The following is a 25,685-nucleotide window of genomic DNA, read 5'->3' as shown; positions in this document are numbered from 1 at the left end:
CTTATCTTATAGAGGAAAAATAAATGTAAAAAAATCAAAAATACACAGTAACAGCGGTGGCGCTGCATTTTTTGTTGAAAGTGGCTCCGTGTCAACGGCTGAACATGTTTTTGCAGAAATGGATAACACTAATAACCCAGAAAAATTAGTTAGTGCTATAAACATCGCTAACTTTTATTTAAGCTCCGCTGACCCTACGGCTAACATTAATAATTCATTTTTACATATTAAAGGAAATAACGCCGCTGGAATTGTGGCTTCATATACTAAAGGTGAAGTCAACCTCAATAATACAATCTTGACGGTAGATACTGGGCCTGCAATCGTCGCTTATAACAAAGCCTTAACGACGGTGAATCTTGACAACAGCCTGTTGTCCGGCACAACGCTGCTCGAAACCGGATTAGACCCGTACGGCGAAGATGCAGGAGGAGACGTGCGCGGTATTACGGTTAACGCCAGCAATCATTCTCAGCTTCAGGGTGATGTCAATATTGATCGCAGCAAAACGCAGGCCAGCAGCGTCAGCCTGGATTCCGGTTCGCGCTGGCAGGGTGCCGCGCATGATTTACAGGATTTGAGCTTAGCGGGCAGCAGCCAGTGGAATATGACCGGCAGCTCCACCGTCGACAACCTGACGGCCAAAGACAGCACTATCATCTTCGATCACGGTGCAGGCGATTTCCACACCTTAACCGTTAAGGGCGATTACCACGCTGACAACGCCAAACTGGTGATGAACCTTGCGCTGGCGGGTGACGATACGGCTAGCGATAAACTGCATATCGCCGGCAACGCCAGCGGCACCACCAAAGTTCAGGTGCACAATGCGGGCGGTAAAGGTGCTGCCACGCTGGAGGGCATTGAGTTGATTCGCGTTGAAGGCACGCAAAACGGTGAGTTCCTGCAGGATGGCCGCATTGTCGGCGGCGCGTGGGATTATGCGCTGGTGCAGGATAAAAACGGTAAGTGGCGCCTGGTCAGCGATCCAATTCCCGTTGATCCAACGCCTGTCGATCCCATTAAAGACGAGGGCGGCGATACGGGCACCGTCATTGCACCAGACGTGCCGCAACCGAAACGTACACCGCGCGCCCGTCCGGAAGTCGGCAGCTATATTGCCAACCTTGCGGCGGCCAGCAAGCTGTTTACCCTGAGCGCAGCCGACCGTCCGGGCGTGACAGAATACCGTGATGCGCTGACCGGCAAAGTGGAAAAAACCACGCTGTGGCTGCGCAACGAAGGCGCGCACGGGCGCTTCAGTGATAGCACCGCGCAGCTGAAAAGCATCACCAACAGCTACATGACGCAGCTGGGTGGCGACATCGCACAATGGAGTTTGAATGGCAGCGACCGTTTCAGCCTCGGCGTGATGGCGGGTTACGGCAATGCCAAAAGCAATACGCTGTCGAAAACCACCGGCTACAGCGCCAAAGGCCAGGTTAACGGCTACAGCGCCGGTATCTATGCCGGCTGGCAGCAGGACAGCCAGACGCGCAGCGGCGCCTTTGTCGACAGCTGGCTGGCCTACAACACCTTCAGTAACAGCGTGAAAGGTGAAGGTCTCGGTCAGGAAAGCTACAAGTCGAAGGGGATGACAGCGTCACTGGAAGGCGGCTACAGCTTCGCCTTCGGCGAGCAGCAGCAGTATCGCCTGCAGCCGAAAGCGCAGGCGGTGTGGATGGGCGTAAAAACCGGCGATTACACCGAGCAGAACGGCACTCGCGTCAGCGCCACCGGCAAAAATAACGTGCAAACCCGCACCGGCGTTCGGGCAACCATGCACACCGCCACCGCGCAGCCTTACGCTGAAGTGAACTGGCTGCATAATACGCAGCGCTTCGGCAGTAAACTGGATGGCGTGAAGATTGAGCAGGCGGGTGCGCGCAATATCGGCGAAGTGAAACTGGGTCTGGAAGTGAATCCGAGTCAGCACGTCGGCATCTGGGGCGGCATCGCGCAACAGGTTGGCGGCAAAGGCTTCAGCGATTCCAGCGCCTCTCTGGGCGTCAAAGTCAGTTTTTGATAGCGCAATCGGCCTCTTTTGATCAGAGCATCGCTGGAAACAGCGGTGCTTTTTTTATGGCCAGTGCGCTTTCCCCACAAACAAAAAAAGGCGAGGCCGAAGCCTCGCCAAAAAAGGTGCTGGACCTCAATCGTAATAAGGAAGTTTACGATCGACACCGTTAATGTTGACCAGCACAAAGCCCGCAGGCGCGGTTTTGTTGGTCGGCGTGCCGGCCGCCGTCGCGACGGTCAGCACCCCTTTCTCGTTCGCCCCAATACCGGCCAAACCGTTATGCAGCCCGAAACGCGCCGCCGGTTTGAAACCGCCCAGTTTGGTGGTATCGGTCACGACCGAGAAGTCCTGCTGGAACAGCGAGCAGGAACCGGTATCGAAACGCGTTGGACCGGTGCATTTCAGGTTCATCATGGTGTCACCGCTGTTGGCGCGCAGTTTTACCCACACCGCCGCATAGGTGGTGCCGACGCGGCTGTAGCGGATATCCAGCACCGCAGGTTGTCCCATGTGATAGGCATCGGCCCACACCGTTTCCAGACGTTGCAGATTGACCCAGGTTTTGCCGGTTGCCGCCACGTTGACCGGTGAGCCGGCAGTGCCCGTTGGCTGAGTGGCATCCGCTTTACCAATAAACTCCATTACCCACTGCTGGTTAGCGTTCGGGAAGAACAGCTGCCCAACGCGATACCAGTTATCGGTATCGGTGTTATTAGTAATTTTGTAACCGCTGAAGTAGCCCGCGCGCAGCGAGCCGGTCATAAAGGTGCCGTAGTTCTCGTCGCGACGATAGCCATACTCAAAGGTGGATAACCAACGTCCGGCCACCGCATCCAGGCTGAGTTTTGCGCCGGATTGCAGATTGAGCTGACGAATCACCACGCGCGCATTGTTGAGATTCAGCGGCGTACCGCAATCCTCAATGTTCAGCGTATCCACCGTCCAGCCGCCGTCGGAAAGATCGCCCGGATTACGCGTGTGCTCAATCCACACGTTGCGAATAATCCCCTGCGTTACGCGCGGCATGTAAAGCGTGGCGTCGCCATAACCGGTCTGAAAGTTACAGTTACACAGCTCAATCGCCGTGGAGTGATCCCACGCGCCTTTGGGCGAGTTTGACCAGCCGACATCAAACACGCGTCCGTAGGTATACAAGGTGTAAATCTGGTCGAATTTACTGTCGAGGGTATCCAGCACTTTAATCACCGTACCGCCGTTATTCTGCGCGCGGAAACAGTAGATATTGACGGTGGTGCCTTCGATACAGGTGTTTTCGAAGAACGGCTGCACGTTGCTGCACATATCGGCAGTGATGGTGCTTTTGTTGGTGGTGATGTCGGCGGATGCCTGGCCGTTCCACGCAATACCGCGGATTGAGGTACGACGCGCCTTCACCTTAAACACCGTGTTGGCGCTTTTGTCGGAAATGATGGTGGTGCGCGGCAGCGAACCCAGCTCGACATCATCCCCCTGCAAGCCGAAGAAGGCGCGCTCGGTACCGCTGATGTCGATGGGGCTAATCAGGAATCGACCGCCAGGAAAACGCACCGGTAATGCGGTGATGTTGCCTGAGTAGCTTTGCGTCCACGCCAGCATACGGTTAAACGCCTCGGTATCGTTGGCGTAACCGTCGCCTTTGGCACCGAAGTGGTAAACGTTGATTTCGGTGGGATCGTTAATCACGCGTTTCCAGTAAAAACCGTTGCCGATCACCAGCGTACCGCCATCTTCTACCGCCGTGGTGGTGCCGATAAAACCGGTAAAATCACCGCCACCGTGGAAGGTGGAGTCCGCGTTGTAACGACGTAAGAATGCCAAATCGCCGTTTTTGGCCGGTACAGTGGTGCGCAGTTCTGCATAAGAGTTAACTTCGATCATCATAGCCTCCTCGGCTTTTCGGGTAGGTAATGCAAATGCATGAGAGCAACGTTACTGAGCCGGTTGGCCGCAGTGCTGATCCCAAAGATCGTTGTGGTTGTTGATGGCGCGCACGGTGCGAACGTCCATGCGCTCGGCGTCATTGCCGTGGGTGTAAATCGGGGAAAACAGGGTGCAGGCTGAGTCGATGACGACGGGAGATTCAGGGCTGGTGGTACTTCGATTGCTGCAACTTGTCACGAGCAGCAGCGTCATCAAGATTAAGGTTACTGGCTTCCACACGTTTGGCCTCCTCGCGCAGCAGTTGCTGCTGTTGGTTAACCGCTACCGCTTGCGCCGCGGCTTTATCGGCGCGCTCGACGGCGGCCTGGGATGCTTGCTGCACCTTGCCGATTTTCTTGCCACCGAAGTAGCTGGCAACCAGCGCGGCGATGACGCCCGCCAGCGCGGCAATCCAGTGCCAGCTGCCGCCGAACAATGTCATGAGCAATGTCATACTTTTTCCTCCATCGCATTTTTCTGCTGGTTGAGGCCTTTCTGGCGGATGAATTGGGCAATCACGCCCATCGCCACCATAAAGGCGCCAATCAGCCCCAGATAGTTGTGCGGCAGAATCGCTTTCACGTCGGGCGGCATGCTGTTCCAGGCATCAAGCGCAGCGGTGGGAAATGATTGCACCCACGCGCTGAGCATCGAACCGAGCGACGCCAGCCATACCGACCAGGTTTTGAATAACAGCCGTGCATGTTTCACGAACTCCAGCGTGGTGAAGCGCTGCATCACCAACACCACCACAATCACTGCCAGCACCGCGGTGACAAAAATCAGCAGTTTCAAATTCATAGCAGCCCCCGATAGATGTCGTAGGTGCCGCTGCGCATCACTTCGGCATGGCGCCGTGCGCGACCCGACGTTTGTCTTGCCCACAGGCTGTCGAGCATGCCGTTGGCCGCGCTGTTGAAATCGCCCTGCGTAATGGCGGTGAGCATGCCGCGAAACATCGCCAGCCCATCCACCCCCAGCTGATATCCCATGCTGATCAGCACATCGCTGCGCGCCTCATTGCATTTGGCCAGCGCCTGCTGCACCAGCGCACGCTGATGCATCTGCTGCACCTTGCCCTCGACAATGCACTGCTTCCACACATCGCCGACGGGACGCGGCACCTGGAAGATGTAGTTGCTAAGCGATGCCCCTTTGGGGCCGATGCGAATGCCGCCAGCGACCGTGGGGAAACCCAGCGAGTCGAGGTAAGGCGCTTCGCGGTAACCCTCTTCGAAATTCAGGATGGCAATAATCTGGCTCATAGAAATTCCTCTTTGACGGGGCGCAACAGCCTGAAAATGGCTGCGCAAAACGGCAAAAAACATAAATCCTGCTGATCGTTTACGACATTGAGCGCGTTTTCATATAAGCGAAACGCTCAAGAATGGTTAAACAGTGAGCAACAATGGAACGTTCCGTTTAAAACTGGGGAAAGTGATGCAGGGTTAACGCACGGCATACAAATAGACGTGAGGCAGACAGCAGTTATCAAAGCTGGGTTGTGCCTGCTGAACACGAACGGGCGCTAGCACGGCGCTGTCAACGCGCGACAGCGTCTGGCGCTGGCAGATGCGTTCAGCGGTGCGCAAGGTGACGTTTTCGTATTCGATGCCGAGTGCGCTATCGATGCTGCGCTTAAGGCTGAGGGACTGGCGTCGCCGATGGCGGCGCGTGCGTGCATTACCTGAAAATACTGACTTCCCGTACTGGATAATCGCCATAACTCCTCCTGTTAATGAGTCTTTGGCGATGGGGTGGCAGGCACGGCAATTCGGCTGAGGCCGACGCGTTCGTTATTCCTCTGGAAAATACCCGACGTCAACTCGCCCGGCTGCTTTCGCGGCCAGGGTGAAGTAGAGGAGAGTGAAAATCAGAGGGCAACTGACAACGCTGCAAAGTGCGTATCCACCCCATCCCAAAGTTCACTAACTTTGGATGGTATGTATCGCGCTTGTGCAGCGCCTCAATTGTTTAAGAGCGGGCTCATCCGTGAGCAGGTATGTTGTCCATCCATGCTCAAATTATTAACAGGTTCTAATGCATTGGCAAACACCAATGGTTAATTTTTTATTTACCGTCAGTTAAATTAATGATTTCAGCCAAAATATTTTTTTGCCGCAATCTGGCGTTTTGTGATCAGCCCAGGATTTGATAATCCCGCGCCTGGCTCATGATCACCCGCGCCACCACTTGCAGCGTCCTGGCTTCTTCCAGCGTGAGGTACCAGGTTTCATAGCGCTTGTTATCGGAGATCACTGCGACCTTTTTGTGCTGAAGTTGCAGGCGTTTGAGATAGAGCTGATCGTCAAGCGTGAACAGGTAAATACCATCGCCATCGAAGCGATGCACGCTGATATCGACAAACAGCTGGTCGCGCGGCGCAAAGGTGCCGGCCATCGAATCGCTGTTAAGCGCGATAAGGCGAATATTTTCCGCCGGGCGGCCGTTAAACAGCACCCGCGCCTCTTCCAGCCCATATTCAATGGCTTGGATGGTTTCCACCAGTTCATCGCGCGAAGAGCCGCTGCGCGCACCGTGCTGGCCGATATCCAGACTCTCCACGCGAAACAGATGTTTTGGGTTCACCAGACTGCGCTGCGTCAGCAAGGCGGCCGGTTTTTCCATGCCAAATTGCAGCCACTCCACGCGCACGTCGAGTAACTGGCTGAGCGCCAGTAAATTATTATCATCGGGGATCGATTGCCCGTTAAACCATTTCCACACCCCCGGCGTTGAGATCTTGCATCCCCTCTCTTGCAGAGCCAGCGCAACCTGTTTATTCCGTCCATGTCCGACAATTCCCGCGCTTTCGCATGCGGCAATCAGCCTGGCAGTGAATGCTTGTCTCGTACTTTCTTTTTTAACCATCAGTTAATAATCTGCCTTCAGTAAAAGACTGAATGTTATTTTCATTTTTGCTACCAGTTCATTTTATATTACCGGCAGTTTACTACCCAACCGCTTTTATCAATGAAGCTGGACAATCATTATCCCCTTCGGTTAGGGCGAAACCAGTGTTCAGTGTCATATCGCTTGTTCTGACAGGGGTTTTCAGGATTGTTCTGTAGCAATAAGACCAGCATCTAAAGGAAAAAATGGGTGAAAAGCCGCGAGCCCGCCATAGATGACAGAAATAAATCAAAAAGCTCTTGGAATAACTGGATCGAAAACGAAAAAAATGGGCACCGTTTTCGGTGCCCATTGTCATGCAGGAGCAAACATTAGCGACGTAGCGTATCGTCGCCCCACCCTATCCATTTGTAGGTGGTCAGCGCTTCAAGTCCCATTGGACCACGCGCATGCAGCTTCTGCGTACTGACCGCCACTTCGGCGCCGAGGCCAAACTGGCCGCCGTCAGTGAAGCGTGTGCTGGCATTTACGTATACCGCCGATGAGTCAACCTGGTTGACGAAGCGATTGGCGTTGCCAATGCTGCGCGTCAGAATGCCATCAGAGTGCTGCGTGCCGTGCTCACGGATATGCGCGATGGCTTCATCAATATCCGCCACCAGCTTGACGTTCAGATCGTTGGACAACCATTCGTCATCATAATTTTCCGCTTGCACCGCCACCACCTCGGCAGCACCGTTTTGCAGCAGCGCCAGCACATTTTCGTCGGCGTGCAGCGCAATCTTCTCTTGCGCCATACGTTGCAGAAATACCGGAATGAAGGTGTCCGCCTGATCGCGATGGATCAGCAGCGTTTCCAGCGAGTTGCAGGCGCTTGGCCGCTGCTTCTTGGCATTGACGATCACCTCCAGCGCGGCCTCGGTCTCCATGGTTTCATCGAGATAAAGATGGCACACGCCGATGCCGCCGGTAATCACCGGAATGGTGGAGTTTTCACGGCACAGCTTGTGCAAACCTGCTCCGCCGCGTGGGATCAGCATATCGACGTAGCGATCGAGCTTCAGCAGCTGATTCACTAGTTCACGATCCGGGTTTTCAATCGCCTGCACCGCGCCTGCTGGTAAACCGTGCTGGGTCAGCGCATTTTGGATCACGCGCACGGTGGCGGCGTTGGTGCGATAAGTCTCTTTGCCACCGCGCAGAATCGCCGCGTTGCCGGTTTTCAGGCACAGCGATGCCACATCAACAGTGACATTAGGACGCGCTTCATAAATCACGCCAACCACACCCAGCGGCACGCGACGGCGTTCAATGCGCAGGCCGCTATCAAGCTGGCCGCCATCCATCAATTGCCCCACCGGATCGGCCAGGCGACACACCTGACGCACATCATCGGCAATGCCTTTCAGACGCTGCGGGTTGAGCGTCAGTCGATCGAGCAGCGCTTCGCTCATGCCATTTTGGCGTGCATCCGCCAAATCCTGCTCGTTTGCCGCCAGGATGTCCGCGCTTTCCGCTTCCAGACGATCGGCGATGGTGAGCAGCACCTGATTTTTTTGTTCGGTGGAGAGTTCTGCCAGTTTGTACGACGCAGCGCGCGCCGCTTTACCCATCTCTTCTAACATTATCTGCTCCTTAACTGACGATCATATCGTCGCGGTGCACCGCTACCGGGCCATATTCGTAACCGAGGATCTCGCCGATTTCCTGGCTGTGATGACCGGCAATCATGCGCATGGCATCGCTGTTATAGCGCGTGACGCCGTGGGCGATATCGCGCCCTTGCAGGTTGCGAATGCGGATCACTTCACCGCGCGAGAAGTTGCCCTGCACGTCACGGATGCCTTTTGGCAGCAGCGAACTGCCGCGCTCCAGCATCGCGGCCAGCGCACCATCATCGATGGTGATTTCGCCCGCCGGCGGTGCGCCGAAGATCCAGCGCTTGCGGTTTTCCAGTGGCGACTGCTGCGCGTGGAAACGCGTACCGACCGGTTTGCCATACAGCACATCGCTGATCACATCCGGACGACTGCCGGCGGCGATGATCACATCGATCCCCGCGCGACAAGCGACGTCCGCCGCCTGCAGCTTGGTCGCCATGCCGCCGGTTCCCAGGCCCGATACGCTGCCGCCCGCGAGGGTGCGTAATGCATCATCGATCTGGTGCACGTCGCTGATCAGCTCCGCTTCCGGATTGGTACGCGGATCGGCGGTGAACAACCCTTGCTGATCGGTCAGCAGCAGCAGTTTATCCGCGCCGCCCAGCATCGCCGCCAGCGCCGACAGATTGTCGTTGTCGCCCACTTTAATTTCAGCGGTGGCCACCGCATCGTTCTCGTTAATCACCGGCACGATGTGGTTGTCGAGCAGCGCGCGCAGCATGTCACGCGCATAAAGGAAACGTTCACGGTCTTCCATATCAGCGCGCGTCAGCAGCATCTGCCCGATGTGAATGCCGTAGATTGAAAACAGTTGTTCCCAAAGCTGGATCAAACGGCTCTGCCCCACCGCAGCCAACAGCTGCTTTGAGGCGATGGTAGGCGGCAGTTCGGGGTAACCAAGGTGTTCGCGTCCGGCGGCAATGGCGCCAGAGGTAACGATAACAATGCGATGGCCCGCGGCGTGCAACTGCGCACACTGACGAACCAACTCCACCATGTGCGCCCGATTCAACCGGCGTGAACCGCCGGTGAGGACGCTAGTACCCAACTTGACCACAAGGGTCTGACTGCCACTCATGTTTTTCCTGCCATGTAAGAAAAAAATCTGCGAAGGGACGTTTTATCAGGAGTGAGCAAGGAAGCCAACAACAGCAAGGGGAAAAGCACAAAAATCCCCTGACAATGCGGTAGACCAAAAGTTCGCGATTAACAAGAAAGCCGAAAAACTGTCATAAAACGTTCATCACCAACCGGTAAAAAGTCGGTGTTTTACAAAACCTTTCACGGGTACAACAAATTTTACTCATTGGGATTGATAGCAAAATGAAGAAGAGCACACTGGCATTAGTTGTATCAGCGCTGGCACTGGCTTCCACCGCAAACGCCGCAGAAGTGTATAACAAAGACGGTAATAAACTGGACTTCTACGGCCGTGTTAAAGCTGAACACTACTTCAGCGATAACGCGTCAAGCGACGGTGACAAATCTTACGTGCGTATCGGTTTCAAAGGCCAGACGCAGATTAATGACCTGATGACCGGTTACGGTCAGTGGGAATATCAGTACAACGCGAATAATTCTGAAGGTTCTGATGCCAACGCAGGCAACAAAACCCGTCTGGGCTTTGCTGGTCTGAAATTCGGCCAATACGGTTCATTCGACTACGGTCGTAACTATGGCGTGTTGTATGACGTCGAGGCCTGGACTGACGTATTCCCAGAGTTCGGCGGTGACGGTACCGCGCGTACCGATAACTTCATGACTGCGCGTGCAACTGGCGTAGCCACTTACCGCAACAGCAACTTCTTTGGCCTGGTTGATGGCCTGCGCTTCGCGCTGCAATATCAGGGCAAAAACGACGCCACCAGCGCTAACGCCCGTGGCAGCATCACCGATACTTCTCGTCAGAACGGCGACGGTTACGGTGCGTCACTGGGTTACACCATTGCTGACACCGGTATCAGCCTGATGTCGGCCATCACCTCTTCAGACCGTACTAACCAGCAGCAGCTGCAGGCGCTGGGAAGCGGTGATAAAGCGGAATCATGGGGCGCCGGTATCAAGTATGATGCGAACAGCATCTACCTGGCTTCAATCTACACCGAAACCCGCAACATGACGCCAATCGGCACCCGCGGTTTTGCTAACAAAGCGCAGAACTTCGAAGTGGTAGCGCAGTATCAGTTCGACTTCGGCCTGCGTCCGTCCCTCGGCTATATCCAGACCAAAGGCAAAGACATTGAAGGGATCGGTGACGAGGATCTGGTTAAATACATCGATGTGGGCATGACTTACTACTTCAACAAAAACATGTCGACCTTTGTGGATTACAAAATCAACCAGTTGGATGACAACAACAAGCTGAACCTGAACAACGATGACGTTGTGGCCGTTGGCTTAACTTACCAATTCTGATTGAGCTGTACCCTCGTTGTGTCTATAAAAAAAGAGCCGGCTCATCACCGGCTCTTTCCTTTTTAAACCCTTAAAAGTCTATCAGGCGCTCAGTTTCACTGGCTCTTCTTTAAAGCCTTCCGCCGGGCGCAGATCGAGTTTCTGTTCCAGCAGCATCGCTTTCAGACGCTCATGGAAATTACGCAGCGTGCTTTCCACTTTGGCATTGTTCTCTTTGCCTTTGATGGTCGCAGCGCCCCAGTCACCCGCTTTATCAAACAGGCCAAAATGATATTCGTATGTGAAGTGATCTTCATAGGCTTCCAGCGTCATCCACCAGCCCCAAAACTCACGCAGCTCAGGTGCAGGCTTGACGTTGACACACGCTGCCAGGCAATCGAAGAAGAAGCGTGTCTCTTCACATTTGCCTTCACGGATATACGGCCCCAATTCGGTGAAGCGCTTAAGCAGGCGACTACGGGGGTGACCACTCGGTAATGTCATCTCTTTTCCCTTAACCCTTTAAATTGCACTTCCAGCTTTCCATTAACATAAAAATGGAAAATCCCGGATATAAGTAGTAGCAGAGTTCAGAGATTTCGCCAGTTAGCCTTTCAACTGTTTTTCCAGCCAGTCACAAATTTGATTGAGCGCTTTGTCAAAACTGGCAAAAACCGGCTTGGCGGGAATCGCCAGCGTCTTGCCCTGCGACGAGGAGTTGGCGATCAACTGCGCGTCTGCTTCCGGACCGAAAATATCATCCGGCCAATAAGCCGCCAGCATCGGCGTTGGCGTGCGGCGGCCGAGTAAGCCTTGCACTTTCAACGAGTAGCGGTTGAGTTCAGTACGCAGATTGCTGTCGGAAGTTGAGGACATACCGAGACGGCTCGCCAGCATATCCATGTACATATCCGGCAGCTGTTGCTGCTGTTGCGCATCCACAAACACGCTGTGCACCATGGCTCCCAGCGTCGCTACCGCGCGTACTCGCGGCACTTCCAGATAGGCCAGACGTGTCGCCACGTTGGCTCCGAAGCGGTAGCCCAGCAGCGCCACGCGGGTGTGATCGATCCACGGCACATTGCTCAGTTCACGCAGCACCTGCTGATGCACCTGGCTGGTGTCCTGATTAAGCAGCCATTTGCTGCTGAAGCCTACCGATGGCATATCCAGCGTCAGCATGGCGATGCCGCGCGGCGCGAGATAGTCGTGGAACAGGCGATAGTGATCGCTCTGCAGCGAATCAAGGCCGCCGCACAGCAGCACGGTGGGATACGGCGCTTCAGCCTGCGCCGGCATATGCAGGAACCCCGTCACCGGACTGCCGCCGCTCATCGGGAAAGTCAGGGATTTTAGTTCGCCCGGCAGACGCTGCGTGGCCTCTTCGTAGGCGCGATTGGCCAGCACCTGCGCCTGATCGGCCAGCTCGTCGCCTTTGATGTAAGGGTAAGCCGCGAGGCTGAACAGATTGGCGGCATGCAGCCAATGCTGACCGGCATCGTCATGGTTTTCGCTCTCTAACGCGCGCTGCTGCCAGATCGCCGCCTGCTTCGACCACTCGTAATTCCAGTTGCCGCCGCGATAACCAATCACGGTATCGAGCAAGGCTTCATTGGTGCGTTCGAATTCGCTCACCGCGATACGCGCCAGCACTTCGCTGATCTCCTGCGGCGACAGACCGCGCCACGTCCACAGCAGCTTGTTCAGCATGCGATACCAGCCGCGCTGCGTATCCCCTTCGAGGGCGTTATGCACCTGCACGGCGGCATGATGCTGGCGATGCACTAATGAGGAGGTTTCCGGGTGTTTAAAACGCGGTTTGAACAGTTCTTCGCTCAGGTTTTTATCAGACATCTCAGCTATTCTCCTGCCAACAACGTGGCGATGGCTAAGAGTGTACTGCACCCGCCATACGCGCGCGAGGCGCAGAAAGCACAACGCCCGGCATAACCGGGCGTTGTTTGCGATGCATCAATTAGCTTTTGACGATTGGCGGGATGTAGACCACGCCCATGTCCCAGGGCTGCTCGATCCAGGTGTTCTGCGGGATATCGACAATGTAGTCGTCCACCAGCGCACGGCCAGCTGGCTTAGCGAAGATGGTGCAGAAACGCGCTTTAGGATACATGTCGCGGATCGCCTGCGCGGTGCCGCCGGTATCCACCAGGTCATCAATCACGATGAAGCCTTCACCGTCGCCTTCGGCACGCTTCAGCACTTTCATTTCGCGCTGATGATCGTGATCGTAGCTGGAGATGCACACGGTATCGACGTAGCGAATACCGAGTTCACGCGCCAGCAGCGATGCCGGAACCAGACCACCACGGCTCACCGCGATGATACCTTTCCACTGTTCCACAGGAAGCAGGCGCTGGGCCAGTTTACGGGCATGGATTTGCAACATGTCCCAGGTTACGACGTATTTTTCGCTCATATAAAGGAATCCCGGCCAAGAAACTTGGCTTAAAAAATATGCAAGGGGGAAAAGGTTGCGCGAGATTATAAGGATCTGACGCCTTAAAAACCAGCATCTGTCTTACTGGTTGCAGGTTTTTAGCGCGGCTGATTACGCACCCGGCGAGAAACAGTGATATTCTCAGGCCCATCACGTCAGATCTTCTGACGACGATTTTTACTGGAAACCCGCGTGCGTGCGGTATGTCCGCCACGCTGACACAGGAGATGCATGGTGTCTGAATTGTCGCAACTTTCACCCCAACCGCTGTGGGATATTTTTGCCAAAATCTGTTCCATTCCGCACCCTTCTTACCACGAAGAAGCACTGGCCGAACACGTTGTCGGCTGGGCAAAAGAGCAAGGTTTTTGGGTTGAGCGCGATCAGGTTGGCAACATCCTGATTCGTAAACCCGCTACCGCCGGTATGGAAAAACGCACGCCGGTGGCGCTGCAGGCGCACCTCGATATGGTGCCGCAGAAGAACAATGACACGGTGCACGACTTCACTAAAGATCCGATTCAGCCGTATGTTGATGGCGAATGGGTGAAAGCGCGCGGCACCACGCTGGGCGCGGATAACGGCATTGGTATGGCGTCTGCGCTGGCGGTGCTGGCTGACAACAGCCTGATTCACGGTCCGCTGGAAGTGCTGCTGACCATGACCGAAGAGTCCGGTATGGACGGCGCCTTTGGTTTACAGCCGAACTGGCTGCAGGCCGACATTCTGATCAACACCGACTCGGAAGAGGAAGGTGAGATCTACATGGGTTGCGCTGGTGGTATCGACTTCATCACCACCCTGCCGCTGACGCGTGAAGCGATTCCTGCAGGCTATGAAACCCTGAAGCTGACGCTGAAAGGCCTGAAAGGCGGTCACTCCGGTGCCGACATTCATCATGGTCTCGGCAACGCCAACAAACTGCTGGCACGCTTTCTGGCGCTGCACGCGCGTGAACTCGATGTTCGTCTGATCGAATTCACCGGCGGTACGCTGCGTAACGCCATCCCGCGTGAAGCTTTTGCTACGCTGGCGATCGACAGCCATAAGGTTGATGCACTGAAATCTGCTGCGGCACATTTCCAGGCGACGCTGCTGAACGAGTTGGGCATTAAAGAGAAGAACATCGCCGTGGTCACCGAGTCGCTGGCGCATCAAGGCCAGGCGCTGAACGCTGACAGCCGCGATCGTTTCCTTAATTTGCTAAACGCTACGCCAAACGGCGTGATTCGTAACTCTGACGTGGCGAAAGGCGTGGTGGAAACCTCGCTGAACGTCGGCGTGGTTACGATGGATCAGGACAATGCCGAAATCATCTGCCTGATTCGTTCACTGATCGATACCGGTAAAGATTGGGTGGTTGAAGTGCTGACCTCGCTGGCCGATCTGGCCGGGGCGAAAAGCGCACCTAAAGGCGGCTATCCGGGCTGGCAGCCTGATGCCGATTCACCGGTGATGGCGCTAACGCGCAAAACTTATGAAGCGCTGTTTGGTAAAACGCCGAACATTCAGGTGATTCACGCCGGTCTGGAGTGTGGTCTGTTCAAGAAGCCGTATCCAAATATGGATATGGTGTCGATTGGCCCAACCATAACCGGCCCGCATTCGCCGGATGAGCAGGTTCACATCGAAAGCGTGGGTCTGTACTGGAAACTGCTGACCGCGCTGCTCAGCGTGGTGCCAGAAAAAGCGTAAGATTGCGCTTTCGCGATGAACCCGACTTCGGTCGGGTTTTTTTATGCCTGCGAAGGATTGCGCAATAAATTGCGCCGCTACAAAAGTGACGTGTGAAAGGTGTGGAAATAAAACGCTGTAAATACCGTAGCGGCGCAATTTATTGCACAAATCTACAAACAGCACATCCCGCTGAATAAATACGATTACACCTCTCGGTTAACCCAAATCTTTCCATCAAACCAGATTTAGCCGCCATAACGTCCAGATGTCTGGATGGCTAATAAGATTTCGTGCTAGCTTATGCCCTTTCGTTCGTTGCCGAGAGTGATGGTTCAGGAAAAAATGCCCCCAACTCAACTAATTAAAGGCCCGGTTCAATGAGTGCGATCAACCGCCTGGAGATGCGTAATATCTCCATTGCCTTTGGCGGTTTCGCCGCGCTCGCGCAGGTGGATTTTCTGACTGAAGGCGGCTCGGTGCATGCGTTGACGGGCGCTAACGGCGCCGGAAAATCTACGCTGATGGCGGTGCTGGCTGGCGCACACGATCATTACAGCGGTGAGATTCTGCTGGATGATGTGCCGGTCACTATTCGCTCACCGCGCGATGCCAAAAAGCTCGGCATTCATCTGGTGCAGCAGGAAGTGGATGTGGCGCTGGTGCCACAGCTCAGCGTGGCCGAAAACATTCTGCTCGATCGTTTAGCCGAACCGGGTCACGTCTACAGCTGGCGTGAGATTCGCCGCCAGGCGCGTACGTTACTGACGCAGCTGGAAGTGAACATCGACGTCAACCGTTTGGTGGAGCGCTGCTCGCTGGCAGAGAAGCAGCAAATCCTGCTGGCGCGCGCCCTGTCCCATCACTGCCGCTTTCTGATCCTGGATGAACCCACCGCCCCGCTCGATCAGCATGAGAGCGAGCGCCTGTTTACCGTGGTGCGCCGCTTGCAGTCCAGCGGCATTGGCGTGGTGTTTATCTCGCACCGCATTCACGAACTGAAAGCGATTTGCGACCGCTTAACGGTGCTGCGCGATGGTCGTCTGATTGAAAGCAGCCCGATGGCGGCGCTGAGTGGCGAGCAGATCGTGGAAAAAATGCTCGGACATCGGCTGGATGATGTTTTTCCGCCGCGTCGCGCCCGTGCGACTCTGCCGCTGCTGCTGTCGGTGGAAGGCTTACACGACGATCGGCTACTGCAGGATATTTCGCTGCGTCTGCACAAAGGGGAGATTCTGGGCATTGCTGGTCTGGCGGGTGCCGGTAAAACCGAGCTGTGTAAAGCGCTGTTTGGTGCCAGCAAAAGCCGCGTGACAAAGGGCGAACTGCACGGCAAACCGTGGCGACCGCGTTCACCACATGATTCAGTAGAAAACCGCATGGCGCTGGTGCCGGAAGAGCGCCGCAAAGAGGGCATTTTCATCGATGAACCGGTGAGCATGAATCTGAGCATCAGCGCCGATAACAGCTTCTCGCGCTGGAGCCTGTTTGGTCATCGCCAGGCGTGGCGTTGGGCGGAAGCGGTGATTCAGCGCCTGAATGTGCGCACCACCGGACCGGGGCAAATCCTGCGTCGTTTGTCGGGCGGCAACCAGCAGAAAGTGGCGATTGGCAAGTGGCTGCGCAACAACGCCGATGTGCTGATTTTTGATGAGCCGACCAAAGGCGTCGATATCAAAGCCAAAACCGATCTGTTCACGCTGATCGATGGCTTAGCGCGTGAGGGCAAAGGCATCATTTATGCCTCGGGCGAGTTTTCTGAATTGGTCGGTCTGTGCGACCGCATTTGTGTGCTCTGGGATGGGCGCATTGTGGCAGAGATGGAGGGCAACACCGCCACAGAAGAGGCACTTTTGCTTTATTCCACCGGAGGAACACCTGCGTGAGCAGCAAAGAACTATCCCTAAACTCGCAGCCTTCTCTGCGCCATCAGCTGTTTGATTTCCTTTATAAGTGGGGCATGTTGCTGACCGTGGTGATTTTGATTGCCGCATTTGGTCTCGCTTCGGACAGCTTCCTCGAACCGACCAACATCATTAACATCCTGCGCTCGATTGCCATCGTCACGGTGATTGCGATTGGCGTGTCGATTTCGCTGACCATTGGCGGCTTTGACCTGTCGGTGGGATCCACCGCCTCGCTGGCCAATGCGCTGGTGATTTCGCTATTCGTCTGGCACGGCTTTGGCACCACCGAAGCCATCATTATTACGCTGCTGCTGTGTACGCTGGTTGGCTTGTTCAACAGCTTCCTGATTGTGGTGCTACGTATTCCCGACATGCTCGCCACCCTCGCCACGCTGTTTGTGATTCAGGGCGTGGCGATGACCTACAGCTTTGGCGGTTCCATCACCGAGAATATGGTGCTGCCGAGCGGCGACATGGCCGAAGGCACCATTCCTGCCGCCTTTGGTCTGCTCGGCCAGGTGCCGACTATCGTGATTATCATGCTGGTGGTCACCATTGTGGCGCAGCTGGCGCTGTCGCTGACCAAGCATGGCCGTCGTATGTATGCGCTGGGCGGCAATCCTGAAGCGGCGCGTCTCTCCGGTATTCGTACCACGCGCTATCGCGTGCTGGCGTATGTGCTGGCCTCGCTGCTGGCTGGCTTGGGCGGCATTTTGCTGGCATCACGCATCGGCTCTTCGCAGGTGAATGCCGGCGGCGGTTATCTGATGGATGCCGTTGCCGCAGCGTGGATCGGCTTCTCGCTGGCCGGTTCGGGCAAACCGAATGCGCTGGGTACCTTGGTGGGCGCCATCATTCTTGGTGTGTTGCAGAACGGGCTGGTGATGTTATCGGTGCCCTATTACGCGATGGACATTATTAAAGGTCTGGTACTGGCGCTGGCGCTGGCGATGACTTACATCCAGCGCCGTTAAGGCGCGTTTAATCAGAAAGAGATCATAATGAAAAAAATTACCCTTTCGCTGCTGGCGGTTAGCCTGCTCAACGCCAGCGCCGCCTTCGCCGATGCCGCAGTGCCTGAGGTTATCGCTAACCATGAAGGCCCGCTACGCATCGCCATCATCCGCAACCTGGGTTCGGACGATAACACCACGCAGTTTGTCGCCGGTGCGATTCAGCAAGGCCGCCAGCTTGGCTTTAAGGTCAGCACTTTCCTCAGCAATGGCGACGATGCGCGCTTCCAGGATTTCGTTAACCAGGCGATTAGCCAGAAATATGACGGCATTATCCTGTCGCACGGTAAAGATCCCTACTCCACGGCGCTGGTGCAGCGTATTGCCGCAGCGGGCATCAAGCTGTCGGTGTTTGATACGCCGGTTAATACGCCGGTAGAGGGCGTCACCGTGACGGCGCAGAATGATGCTTCGCTGGCGCAGGAATCACTCGGCAGCTTAATCAAAGACTTCAACGGCAAGGCGAATATCGTCAAGCTGTGGGTGGCCGGTTTCCCGGCGATGGATCGTCGTCAGGTGGTGTATGAGAAGCTGCTGAAAGAGAATCCGGGCATTCATCAGCTGGAGTCGATTGGCGCGGTTTCATCTGATGTACAGGGCGATACCGCCAACAAGATTGGCGCGATTCTGGCGAAATACCCGAAAGGCAAGATCGATGCGATCTGGGGTTCGTGGGATGCTTTCAGCCAGGGCGCGTATAAAGCCCTGCAGGAGAATGGTCGTACCGAGATCAAACTGTATAGCATCGACGTATCCAATCAGGATCTGCAGTTGATGCATGAAAAGAACAGTCCTTGGGTACAAACCGTAGCGGTGGATCCAAAAACCATTGGCGCGGTGAATATGCGTTTGGTGGCGAACAAGATTGCAGGCGAAACCACACCGGCGACTTACGAGTTTAAAGCGTCATCGATTTCTCAGCAGCAGTTGAATAGCCAGCAAGGCGCGGTCAACGTGGCGTCGCTGAATAAGATCATTCCAGGCTGGGGCGAGAATAACGATTTCATCGCGCCATGGTTTGCAACGCTGGAAGCGAAGTACGGTAAGAAGTAGTTTTCCCTCACCCTAACCCTCTCCCACAAGTGGGAGAGGGAACCGATCGGCGTTGTCTTCTCTCTCTCATGCTGACGCGAGAGGGAACCGATCGGTGCGGTTGGTTTTCTCCTTCTCCCGCTGGCGGGAGAAGGAACCGATCGGCGCGGTTGTTTTACTCCTTCTCCCGCTGGCGGGAGAAGGCCGGGATGAGGGGCAGCGCGCACAATCTCACAACCCCAACACCAACTGCCGCTCCAGCTGCGGATCCACCATCGTGACATGCAATCCCACCAGCCGCACGCCGCGCCCTGCTCTGCGTTCATCCCACGCCTGACGCGCCACCGCGATCATGTCGTCTTTATTTAGCACCGGCCAAACGTGCTCCTGCGTGGTTTGCTGGAAATCATTGAACTTCAGTTTCACGCCTTGTCGGGCGATCTGCTTATCCGGCTTGATGGCGGTTAAGCGGCGATCCAACTCCGCATAGAGAAAATCAATAATCTCCAGACACTGCTCCCAGCTGTGAATATCTTCCATCAGGGTACGTTCAACGCCGAGCGATTTGCGTTCGCGCTCAACCACCACATTGCGCTCATCCACGCCGTTGCTGCGTTCCCACAAGATGCGGCCAAACTTGCCAAAGCGTTTAAGCAGCAGCGCCAAATCGGCGCGCTGCACATCCGCGCATGTGCGCAAGCCCATCTCTTCCAGCTTTTTAGTCGCCACTTTACCCACGCCAGGAATTTTACTGAGCGGCAGCGTCAGTAGAAAATCGGACATCGCGTCCGGCGTAATCACATATTGCCCGTTAGGTTTGTTGAGATCGGAAGCGATCTTGGCGAGAAACTTGATCGGCGCGATGCCGGCGGAAGCGGTCAACCCGGTTTCACGCAGGATATCGGCACGAATCGCCTGCGCCATTAATGTCGCCGAGCCATGACAGTGCAGGCTTTCGGTCACATCCAGATAGGCTTCATCCAGCGACAGCGGTTCAATCAGCGAGGTGTAACGTGAGAAGATGTCGCGGATCTGGCGGGAGGCTTCTTTATAGGCATCAAAGCGGCCAGGCAGCAGCCGCAGATGCGGGCAGAGTTTCAGCGCCATGCCGGTCGGCATCGCGCTGCGCACGCCATATTTACGTGCCGGATAGTTCGCGGTGCTGATCACGCCACGTTGCACGCGGCTGCCGCCAATGGCGATAGGAATATCACGTAAAGAGGGATCGTCGCGCATCTCAACCGCTGCATAAAAGCAGTCCATATCGACATGAATAATTTTGCGCATACGCCCTCCCAGATACTGGATAAGTATACAGCAGCGAAAAATATCGGCAATATTTGTTGAGAGCGAGATTAAAGTTTACAAATTAGTGGTCGTATTCCTTTTAGGAACGCGCCATTTTCTCGGACACTGGCTTGATTAAAAGCCAGACAATGTTAATGTTGCGCTGCGATAGCGGATATTTCCGATAATGCAATACCCAGACGCACAGCGTCATCGTCTCTCTCCACATCAAGGTATCTACAGAATGGGCAGAATCGCATTAACGCTTGCGATGATTCTTATGCCGCTCCTTAGCTGGGCAATGAACCCCGAGCCTACGCAACCGCTGGCTCCGGTGAGCAAAGAGTTAAAGAAACAACTAATTGGCACCCCCGTTTTTATTCAGATTTTCAAGGAGGAGCGTACGCTGGAACTGTACGGCAAAATCGGGAATGAATATCGTCTGCTGGACAGCTATCGCATCTGTAATTTCTCTGGCGGTTTAGGACCTAAACGTCGTCAGGGCGATTTCAAAAGTCCGGAAGGCTTTTATAACGTTAAGCTGAACCAGTTAAAACCGGATAGCCGTTTTTATCGCGCTATTAATACCGGTTTTCCCAATCAGTACGATCGCGCTAAAGGCTATAACGGTAACTATTTAATGATTCACGGAGATTGCGTGTCAGTGGGCTGCTACGCAATGACGGATGCATCGATGGATGAGATCTTCGCCTACACCAACGCCGCGCTGCGTAATGGTCAGCAGGAGATTCAGGTCAATATCTATCCGTTCCGCATGACAGACAGCAATATGCAGCGTCATAAATACTCGACGTACATTAACTTCTGGCGTGAACTGCAGCCGGGCTATGCGTACTTCGCTAAGTACCGTGTGCCGCCTACCGTGAACGTGACGGCCACCGGCCAATATGCGGTGAACAACACGCCGGTGATCGCTACACCGGATGCTGCCTCGAAATCATTCCTGGCGCTCACCCAGGCAAAATAATGCCCACTCGCCTGGCACTATCCGGTGCCAGGTTTCATTCCCCGTCAGCGGTTGCGTAGCAATCACCGTCACCACATCTTGCGGCGTCGTCTGCTGCTGAAAATCAATTTCCACATCCTGATCGAGCAACGTCGCTTTGCCAAACGGCGCACGGCGCGTAATCCAGTAGAGATTGGTCGAACAGAACGCCATCAGATAGCGCCCATCCGATAACAGCATGTTGAAGACACCCTTCTCACGCATTTCTGCTGCCAGCTCGGCAATGTAGCGGAACACCGCTGGCCAGTTGCCCGGCGTGCGTGGATAACGCTCGGTCAGTTTGTGCAGCATCCAGCAAAATGCTTTCTCGCTGTCGGTTTCACCAATCGGACGAAATGGCCCGCTATCCAGCTGACGATAACCTTTGAGCTGACCATTGTGTGCGTAGGTCCAGTTGCGGCCCCACAGCTCACGCGTGAACGGATGGGTATTTTCCAGCGACACTTCACCGCGATTCGCCTGGCGGATATGCGCCACCACCGAATGCGATTTGATCGGGTATTCCTGCACCAAACGGGCTATCGGCGAGTTAAAGCTCGGCTGCGGATCTTTGAAGGTGCGGCACCCTTTTCCTTCGTAGAACGTGATGCCCCAACCATCTTTGTGCGGCCCGGTTCCACCGCCACGCTGCACCAGACCGGTAAAACTGAAACAGATGTCCGTGGGGACATTGGCGCTCATCCCGAGCAATTCGCACATAGCAACCGCCTTAAGTTAGATCCTCTCGCGCGCGGCGAGAGGAACGCATCATGACTTAACCATCTCTTTTTCAATCAACAGCATCAGAATATGGATCACTTTGATGTGGATCTCCTGAATGCGGTCGGCATAGCCAAAGTGCGGCACACGAATTTCGATATCCGCCGAACCTGCCATCTTGCCGCCATCTTTGCCGGTCAGAGTAATCACTTTCATGCCTTTCGCGCGCGCAGCTTCCACGGCTTTGATGATGTTGGCAGAGTTACCGGACGTAGAAAGACCCAGCAGCACATCGCCTGCACGGCCTACCGCTTCGATATAGCGCGAGAACACATAGTCATAACCAAAATCGTTACTGACGCACGACAGATGGCTGACATCAGAAATGGCAATCGCCGGGTAGCCAGGACGGTTTTCACGGTAGCGTCCAGTCAGCTCTTCAGCAAAATGCATCGCATCGCAGTGCGAGCCGCCGTTACCGCAGGAGAGCACCTTGCCGCCCGCTTTAAAGCTATCGGCCAGCAGAACTGCGGCGCGCTGAATGGCGTGAATGTTGGCTTCGTCACTCAGGAACGTGTTGAGCGTATCGGCTGCTTCATTGAGTTCTGAGCGAATAATGTCCTGATACATAGAGATGTCCTTTAGAGGAAAGATTGACCCGGCAAGTTTAACGGAATGGGGCTAAGCCGCAAAGCGCCTGCCATAAGGAAAAGCGCGGCGTCTCGAGGAAGTTTGGCAGTTGTTGCGCATCGTGCAACGAATTTGTGAGATGTGTTGTAATTGCGATGTAAACAGATTGATAAATTTTGCCCCATATTCTAAACCTACATCCATAACAGGTCAGACCTCTTACTACTTATGGAGTGGTTCATTATGTTGGTTGCCTCAATCGTTGCGACGCTAATCCTGCTTAGCGTGTTGTTCTACCACCAAATTTCGCTTCAGCTGAGCAGCGTAATTCTGCTGCTGTGGACCGGCGCACTGGCGGCCGCTGACTTATGGACGCCATGGATGCTGCTGCCGCTGGCGATTATTCTGCTGCCATTTAACCTGCCGGTGATGCGTCGCAGCCTGTTCTCGAAACCGGCGCTGCACAGCTTCCAGAAAGTGATGCCGCCGATGTCGCGCACCGAAAAAGAGGCGATCGACGCCGGCACCACATGGTGGGAAGGCGACCTGTTCCGCGGCAAACCGGACTGGCAGAAGCTGCACAACTATCCGCAGCCGCGCCTGACCGAAGAGGAGCAGGCCTTTATCGATGGTCCGGTCGAAGAAGCGTGCCGCATGGCGAACGACTTCGAAATCACCCATGAAATGGCCGATCTGCCGCCGGAGTTGTGGGCGTATCTGAAACAGCATCGCTTCTTCGCCATGATCATTAAGAAAGAGTATGGCGGCCTGGAATTCTCCGCCTATGCGCAGGCGCGCGTGCTGCAGAAACTGGCGGGCGTCTCCGGCATTCTGGCGATCACCGTTGGCGTACCGAACTCACTCGGCCCCGGCGAACTGCTGCAACATTACGGTACTGATGAGCAGAAAGATCATTACCTGCCGCGTCTGGCGCGCGGTGATGAGATCCCGTGCTTTGCACTGACCAGCCCGGAAGCGGGTTCGGATGCCGGCGCAATTCCCGATACCGGCGTGGTGTGCATGGGCGAGTGGCAAGGTCAGCAAGTGCTGGGCATGCGCCTTACCTGGAACAAGCGCTATATCACGCTGGCACCGATTGCCACCGTGTTGGGCCTGGCGTTTAAACTCTCCGATCCGGATCACCTGCTGGGCGATACCGCAGAGCTTGGCATCACTTGCGCACTGATCCCAACGCACACGCCTGGCGTAGAGATCGGCCAACGTCACTTCCCGCTCAACGTGCCGTTCCAGAACGGTCCGACGCGCGGTAAAGACATTTTTGTACCCATCGACTACATCATCGGCGGCCCATCCATGGCCGGCCAGGGCTGGCGCATGCTGGTGGAGTGTCTTTCAGTTGGTCGCGGCATCACGCTGCCTTCGAACTCAACCGGCAGTCTGAAAAGCATTGCGCTGGCGACCGGTGCCTATGCGCACATCCGCCGTCAGTTCAAAGTCTCTATCGGCAAGATGGAAGGGATCGAGGAGCCGCTGGCACGCATTGCTGGTAACGCCTACGTGATGGATGCTGCCGCAACGCTAATCACTAGCGGCATTATGCTCGGTGAAAAACCGGCGGTGCTATCGGCGATTGTGAAGTATCACTGCACCCATCGCGGTCAGCGCGCGATTATCGACGCGATGGATATCGCTGGCGGTAAAGGCATTATGCTGGGCGAAAACAACTTCCTGGCGCGGGCTTATCAGGGCGCACCGATCGCCATCACCGTGGAAGGCGCCAACATCCTGACGCGCAGCATGATTATCTTCGGCCAGGGCGCGATCCGCTGCCATCCGTGGGTGCTGGAAGAGATGAACGCCGCAGCGAAAAACGATTTGGTGACCTTTGACCGCGCGCTCTTCAGCCATATTGGCCACGTAGGCAGTAATAAAGTACGCAGCCTGTGGCTGGGCTTAACCGGCGGCCGCACTAGCGCCACACCAACCCGCGACGCCACGCGCCGCTACTATCAACACCTCAACCGTTTGAGCGCCAACCTCGCGCTGCTGTCAGATGTATCGATGGCGGTGCTGGGCGGCAGCCTGAAACGTCGTGAACGTATCTCGGCGCGTCTCGGCGATGTGCTGAGCCAGATGTATCTGGCCTCCGCCACCCTGAAGCGCTATGACGATGAAGGCCGCAACGAAGCCGATTTGCCGCTGGTACATTGGGGCGTGCAGGATGCGCTGCATCAGGCCGAAGTGGCGATGGATGATTTGCTGCGCAACTTCCCGAGCCGCATGGTGGCCGGTGCGCTGCGACTGGTGATTTTCGCCGGTGGTCATCACTGCCCGGCACCGTCCGATAAACTGGACCACAAGCTGGCGAAACTGCTGCAGCTGCCTTCTGCGACCCGTACCCGTTTGGGCCGCGGCCAATATCTGGCACCAAGCGCACATAATCCTGCAGGTCAGCTGGAGCAGGCGCTGCAGGATGTGATGGCCGCCGAAGTGATTCACGATCGTTTATGCAAGCAGCAGAAAAAACCTCTGTCGTTTACCCAACTGGATGCGCTGGCACAAGAGGGCCTGAAAGCGGGCTGGATTGATGAGAGCGAAGCGCAGGTCTTGATCCGTGCTGAAGCCAGCCGTCTGAAAGCGATTAACGTCGATGATTTCGCGCCGGAAGCGCTGGCGGTGCCAAAGCCGCAGACGAAATCCAACCCGCGGGCCAGTGAAGCCGCTTAAAACACAAAAGCCTCCGCATGGAGTAATGCCAGTCAGTTAAGCCTGACTGGCATTTTTTTTTGCCTGTCGGATACTTCCAGGGCCTCTCTTTCTCCACTCTCGGCAATGACCTCTCCCGTCGCCCCGTAGTTTGACTATCTGGTTTTTTGCTGCGCAGCGTCAGCCGGTTATTCTGCAGCCCCTGCTTGATTTCCCGATACCGGAGCTCATTACTTCGGCGACGGCGCGCACGGCGGCTTCACTGCAGCTGAGTTTGGTGGCGGCGTTCTTAAAATCCTGATCGGTCAGCGTCTGCGACATAACGAATATCCTGTTTGTGTCGCACGTCTTGCGCGAAAGGGGGGTTGTTCGTTGAGACTCTATATCTCTCGTTATTGTTTTAACAACGCCAATAGCAAAGCGTGATCGTAAAAGCTTTATTGATT

General features: G+C 55.3%; 24 protein-coding genes and 1 pseudogene. 9 read left to right on the top strand and 16 right to left on the bottom strand.

What is annotated here, in order from left to right; translation table 11 throughout:
• The first annotated feature begins 298 nt into the window (after window positions 1–298).
• Entirely contained in the window at window positions 299–2,026 is a 1,728-nt protein-coding gene (locus PO881_RS04270; RefSeq protein WP_280172502.1) for an autotransporter outer membrane beta-barrel domain-containing protein, read from the top strand.
• 126 nt (window positions 2,027–2,152) lie between these two features.
• Here the strand turns inward: PO881_RS04270 and PO881_RS04265 are convergent, their stop codons facing one another.
• Window positions 2,153–3,898: a glycosyl hydrolase family 28-related protein gene (locus tag PO881_RS04265; protein WP_280172873.1), complete on the bottom strand. Its 1,746-nt coding sequence runs from the start codon at window positions 3,896–3,898 to the stop codon at window positions 2,153–2,155.
• Window positions 3,899–3,937: 39 nt separating this feature from the next.
• On the opposite strand from PO881_RS04265, the gene PO881_RS04260 reads away from it, so the two are divergent.
• Entirely contained in the window at window positions 3,938–4,081 is a 144-nt protein-coding gene (locus PO881_RS04260) for a hypothetical protein (protein ID WP_158527638.1), read from the top strand.
• A 19-nt stretch (window positions 4,082–4,100) separates the two neighbouring features.
• Here PO881_RS04260 and PO881_RS04255 read toward each other — a convergent pair whose 3' ends face one another.
• The 7 genes from PO881_RS04255 to proB all read right to left on the bottom strand — a co-directional run bounded on the left by PO881_RS04255 (window position 4,101) and on the right by proB (window position 9,532).
• Window positions 4,101–4,394, bottom strand: a complete 294-nt coding sequence (locus PO881_RS04255) for a hypothetical protein (protein ID WP_137385227.1) — start codon at window positions 4,392–4,394, stop codon at window positions 4,101–4,103.
• On the bottom strand, window positions 4,391–4,735 hold the full coding sequence (locus PO881_RS04250; protein ID WP_192236784.1) for a hypothetical protein: 345 nt from the start codon (window positions 4,733–4,735) through the stop codon (window positions 4,391–4,393). Before PO881_RS04250 ends, PO881_RS04255 begins: the two co-directional genes overlap by 4 nt.
• A 2-nt stretch (window positions 4,736–4,737) precedes the next feature.
• Window positions 4,738–5,205 carry a hypothetical protein gene (locus PO881_RS04245; RefSeq protein ID WP_280172501.1) on the bottom strand — a complete coding sequence of 156 codons (468 nt, stop codon included), beginning with the start codon at window positions 5,203–5,205 and terminating at the stop codon, window positions 4,738–4,740.
• A gap of 183 nt (window positions 5,206–5,388) precedes the next feature.
• On the bottom strand, window positions 5,389–5,664 hold the full coding sequence (locus PO881_RS04240; protein WP_110867800.1) for a hypothetical protein: 276 nt from the start codon (window positions 5,662–5,664) through the stop codon (window positions 5,389–5,391).
• 415 nt (window positions 5,665–6,079) lie between these two features.
• Entirely contained in the window at window positions 6,080–6,811 is a 732-nt protein-coding gene (locus tag PO881_RS04235; RefSeq protein ID WP_137385226.1) for a S24 family peptidase, read from the bottom strand.
• A gap of 353 nt (window positions 6,812–7,164) precedes the next feature.
• Window positions 7,165–8,418, bottom strand: coding sequence for a glutamate-5-semialdehyde dehydrogenase (proA, locus tag PO881_RS04230; RefSeq protein ID WP_222181500.1), 1,254 nt, complete (start codon window positions 8,416–8,418; stop codon window positions 7,165–7,167).
• A 10-nt stretch (window positions 8,419–8,428) separates the two neighbouring features.
• A complete protein-coding gene (gene proB, locus PO881_RS04225) occupies window positions 8,429–9,532 on the bottom strand; it encodes a glutamate 5-kinase (protein WP_101762515.1) in 1,104 nt (367 codons plus the stop codon).
• Window positions 9,533–9,777: 245 nt separating this feature from the next.
• On the opposite strand from proB, the gene ompC reads away from it, so the two are divergent.
• Window positions 9,778–10,869, top strand: coding sequence for a porin OmpC (gene ompC, locus PO881_RS04220; RefSeq protein ID WP_101762516.1), 1,092 nt, complete (start codon window positions 9,778–9,780; stop codon window positions 10,867–10,869).
• 81 nt (window positions 10,870–10,950) lie between these two features.
• Here the strand turns inward: ompC and crl are convergent, their stop codons facing one another.
• The 3 genes from crl to gpt form a co-directional block, all read right to left on the bottom strand.
• On the bottom strand, window positions 10,951–11,352 hold the full coding sequence (gene crl, locus PO881_RS04215; RefSeq protein ID WP_008108946.1) for a sigma factor-binding protein Crl: 402 nt from the start codon (window positions 11,350–11,352) through the stop codon (window positions 10,951–10,953).
• Between the two features lie 102 nt (window positions 11,353–11,454).
• Window positions 11,455–12,702, bottom strand: coding sequence for an esterase FrsA (gene frsA / locus PO881_RS04210; RefSeq protein ID WP_280172500.1), 1,248 nt, complete (start codon window positions 12,700–12,702; stop codon window positions 11,455–11,457).
• A gap of 121 nt (window positions 12,703–12,823) precedes the next feature.
• Window positions 12,824–13,282, bottom strand: a complete 459-nt coding sequence (gene gpt / locus PO881_RS04205) for a xanthine phosphoribosyltransferase (protein WP_007887137.1) — start codon at window positions 13,280–13,282, stop codon at window positions 12,824–12,826.
• A 255-nt stretch (window positions 13,283–13,537) separates the two neighbouring features.
• Here gpt and pepD point away from each other — a divergent pair, with 255 nt between their 5' ends.
• The 4 genes from pepD (at window position 13,538) to PO881_RS04185 (ending at window position 18,950) form a co-directional block, all read left to right on the top strand.
• Complete coding sequence (gene pepD / locus PO881_RS04200) at window positions 13,538–14,998, top strand: beta-Ala-His dipeptidase (protein WP_280172872.1); 1,461 nt, start codon at window positions 13,538–13,540, stop codon at window positions 14,996–14,998.
• Window positions 14,999–15,357: 359 nt separating this feature from the next.
• Entirely contained in the window at window positions 15,358–16,863 is a 1,506-nt protein-coding gene (locus tag PO881_RS04195) for a sugar ABC transporter ATP-binding protein (protein WP_280172499.1), read from the top strand.
• Window positions 16,860–17,858, top strand: a complete 999-nt coding sequence (locus PO881_RS04190) for an ABC transporter permease (RefSeq protein ID WP_101762520.1) — start codon at window positions 16,860–16,862, stop codon at window positions 17,856–17,858. The genes PO881_RS04195 and PO881_RS04190 overlap by 4 nt, the downstream gene beginning before the upstream one ends.
• 27 nt (window positions 17,859–17,885) lie before the next feature.
• Complete coding sequence (locus PO881_RS04185; RefSeq protein ID WP_280172498.1) at window positions 17,886–18,950, top strand: sugar ABC transporter substrate-binding protein; 1,065 nt, start codon at window positions 17,886–17,888, stop codon at window positions 18,948–18,950.
• Between the two features lie 210 nt (window positions 18,951–19,160).
• Here PO881_RS04185 and dinB read toward each other — a convergent pair whose 3' ends face one another.
• Entirely contained in the window at window positions 19,161–20,216 is a 1,056-nt protein-coding gene (gene dinB, locus PO881_RS04180) for a DNA polymerase IV (RefSeq protein WP_280172497.1), read from the bottom strand.
• Between the two features lie 244 nt (window positions 20,217–20,460).
• On the opposite strand from dinB, the gene dpaA reads away from it, so the two are divergent.
• Complete coding sequence (gene dpaA, locus PO881_RS04175) at window positions 20,461–21,204, top strand: peptidoglycan meso-diaminopimelic acid protein amidase (protein ID WP_280172496.1); 744 nt, start codon at window positions 20,461–20,463, stop codon at window positions 21,202–21,204.
• On the opposite strand, the gene PO881_RS04170 is transcribed toward dpaA, so the two are convergent.
• On the bottom strand, window positions 21,175–21,942 hold the full coding sequence (locus PO881_RS04170; RefSeq protein ID WP_277974564.1) for a class II glutamine amidotransferase: 768 nt from the start codon (window positions 21,940–21,942) through the stop codon (window positions 21,175–21,177). The two genes, dpaA and PO881_RS04170, sit on opposite strands and share 30 nt — an antisense overlap.
• A gap of 48 nt (window positions 21,943–21,990) precedes the next feature.
• Window positions 21,991–22,572, bottom strand: a complete 582-nt coding sequence (gene lpcA / locus PO881_RS04165; protein WP_192415399.1) for a D-sedoheptulose 7-phosphate isomerase — start codon at window positions 22,570–22,572, stop codon at window positions 21,991–21,993.
• Between the two features lie 243 nt (window positions 22,573–22,815).
• Between lpcA and fadE the strand changes: the two genes are divergently transcribed.
• Window positions 22,816–25,260: an acyl-CoA dehydrogenase FadE gene (gene fadE / locus PO881_RS04160; protein WP_280172495.1), complete on the top strand. Its 2,445-nt coding sequence runs from the start codon at window positions 22,816–22,818 to the stop codon at window positions 25,258–25,260.
• Between the two features lie 43 nt (window positions 25,261–25,303).
• Here the strand turns inward: fadE and PO881_RS04155 are convergent.
• Both PO881_RS04155 and PO881_RS04150 read right to left on the bottom strand, forming a co-directional pair.
• Window positions 25,304–25,468: pseudogene (locus PO881_RS04155) on the bottom strand (hypothetical protein); the annotation flags it as partial.
• Window positions 25,420–25,560, bottom strand: a complete 141-nt coding sequence (locus PO881_RS04150; protein ID WP_158238605.1) for a hypothetical protein — start codon at window positions 25,558–25,560, stop codon at window positions 25,420–25,422. The gene PO881_RS04150 and the pseudogene PO881_RS04155, both read right to left, overlap by 49 nt.
• Between the last annotated feature and the right edge of the window lie 125 nt (window positions 25,561–25,685).

Source organism: Pantoea sp. SS70, from assembly GCF_029866845.1.
GTDB lineage: Bacteria > Pseudomonadota > Gammaproteobacteria > Enterobacterales > Enterobacteriaceae > Pantoea > Pantoea leporis.
The sequence above is the reverse complement of the archived record's forward strand: the minus strand, read 5'-3'. Positions and strand labels throughout refer to the sequence as shown.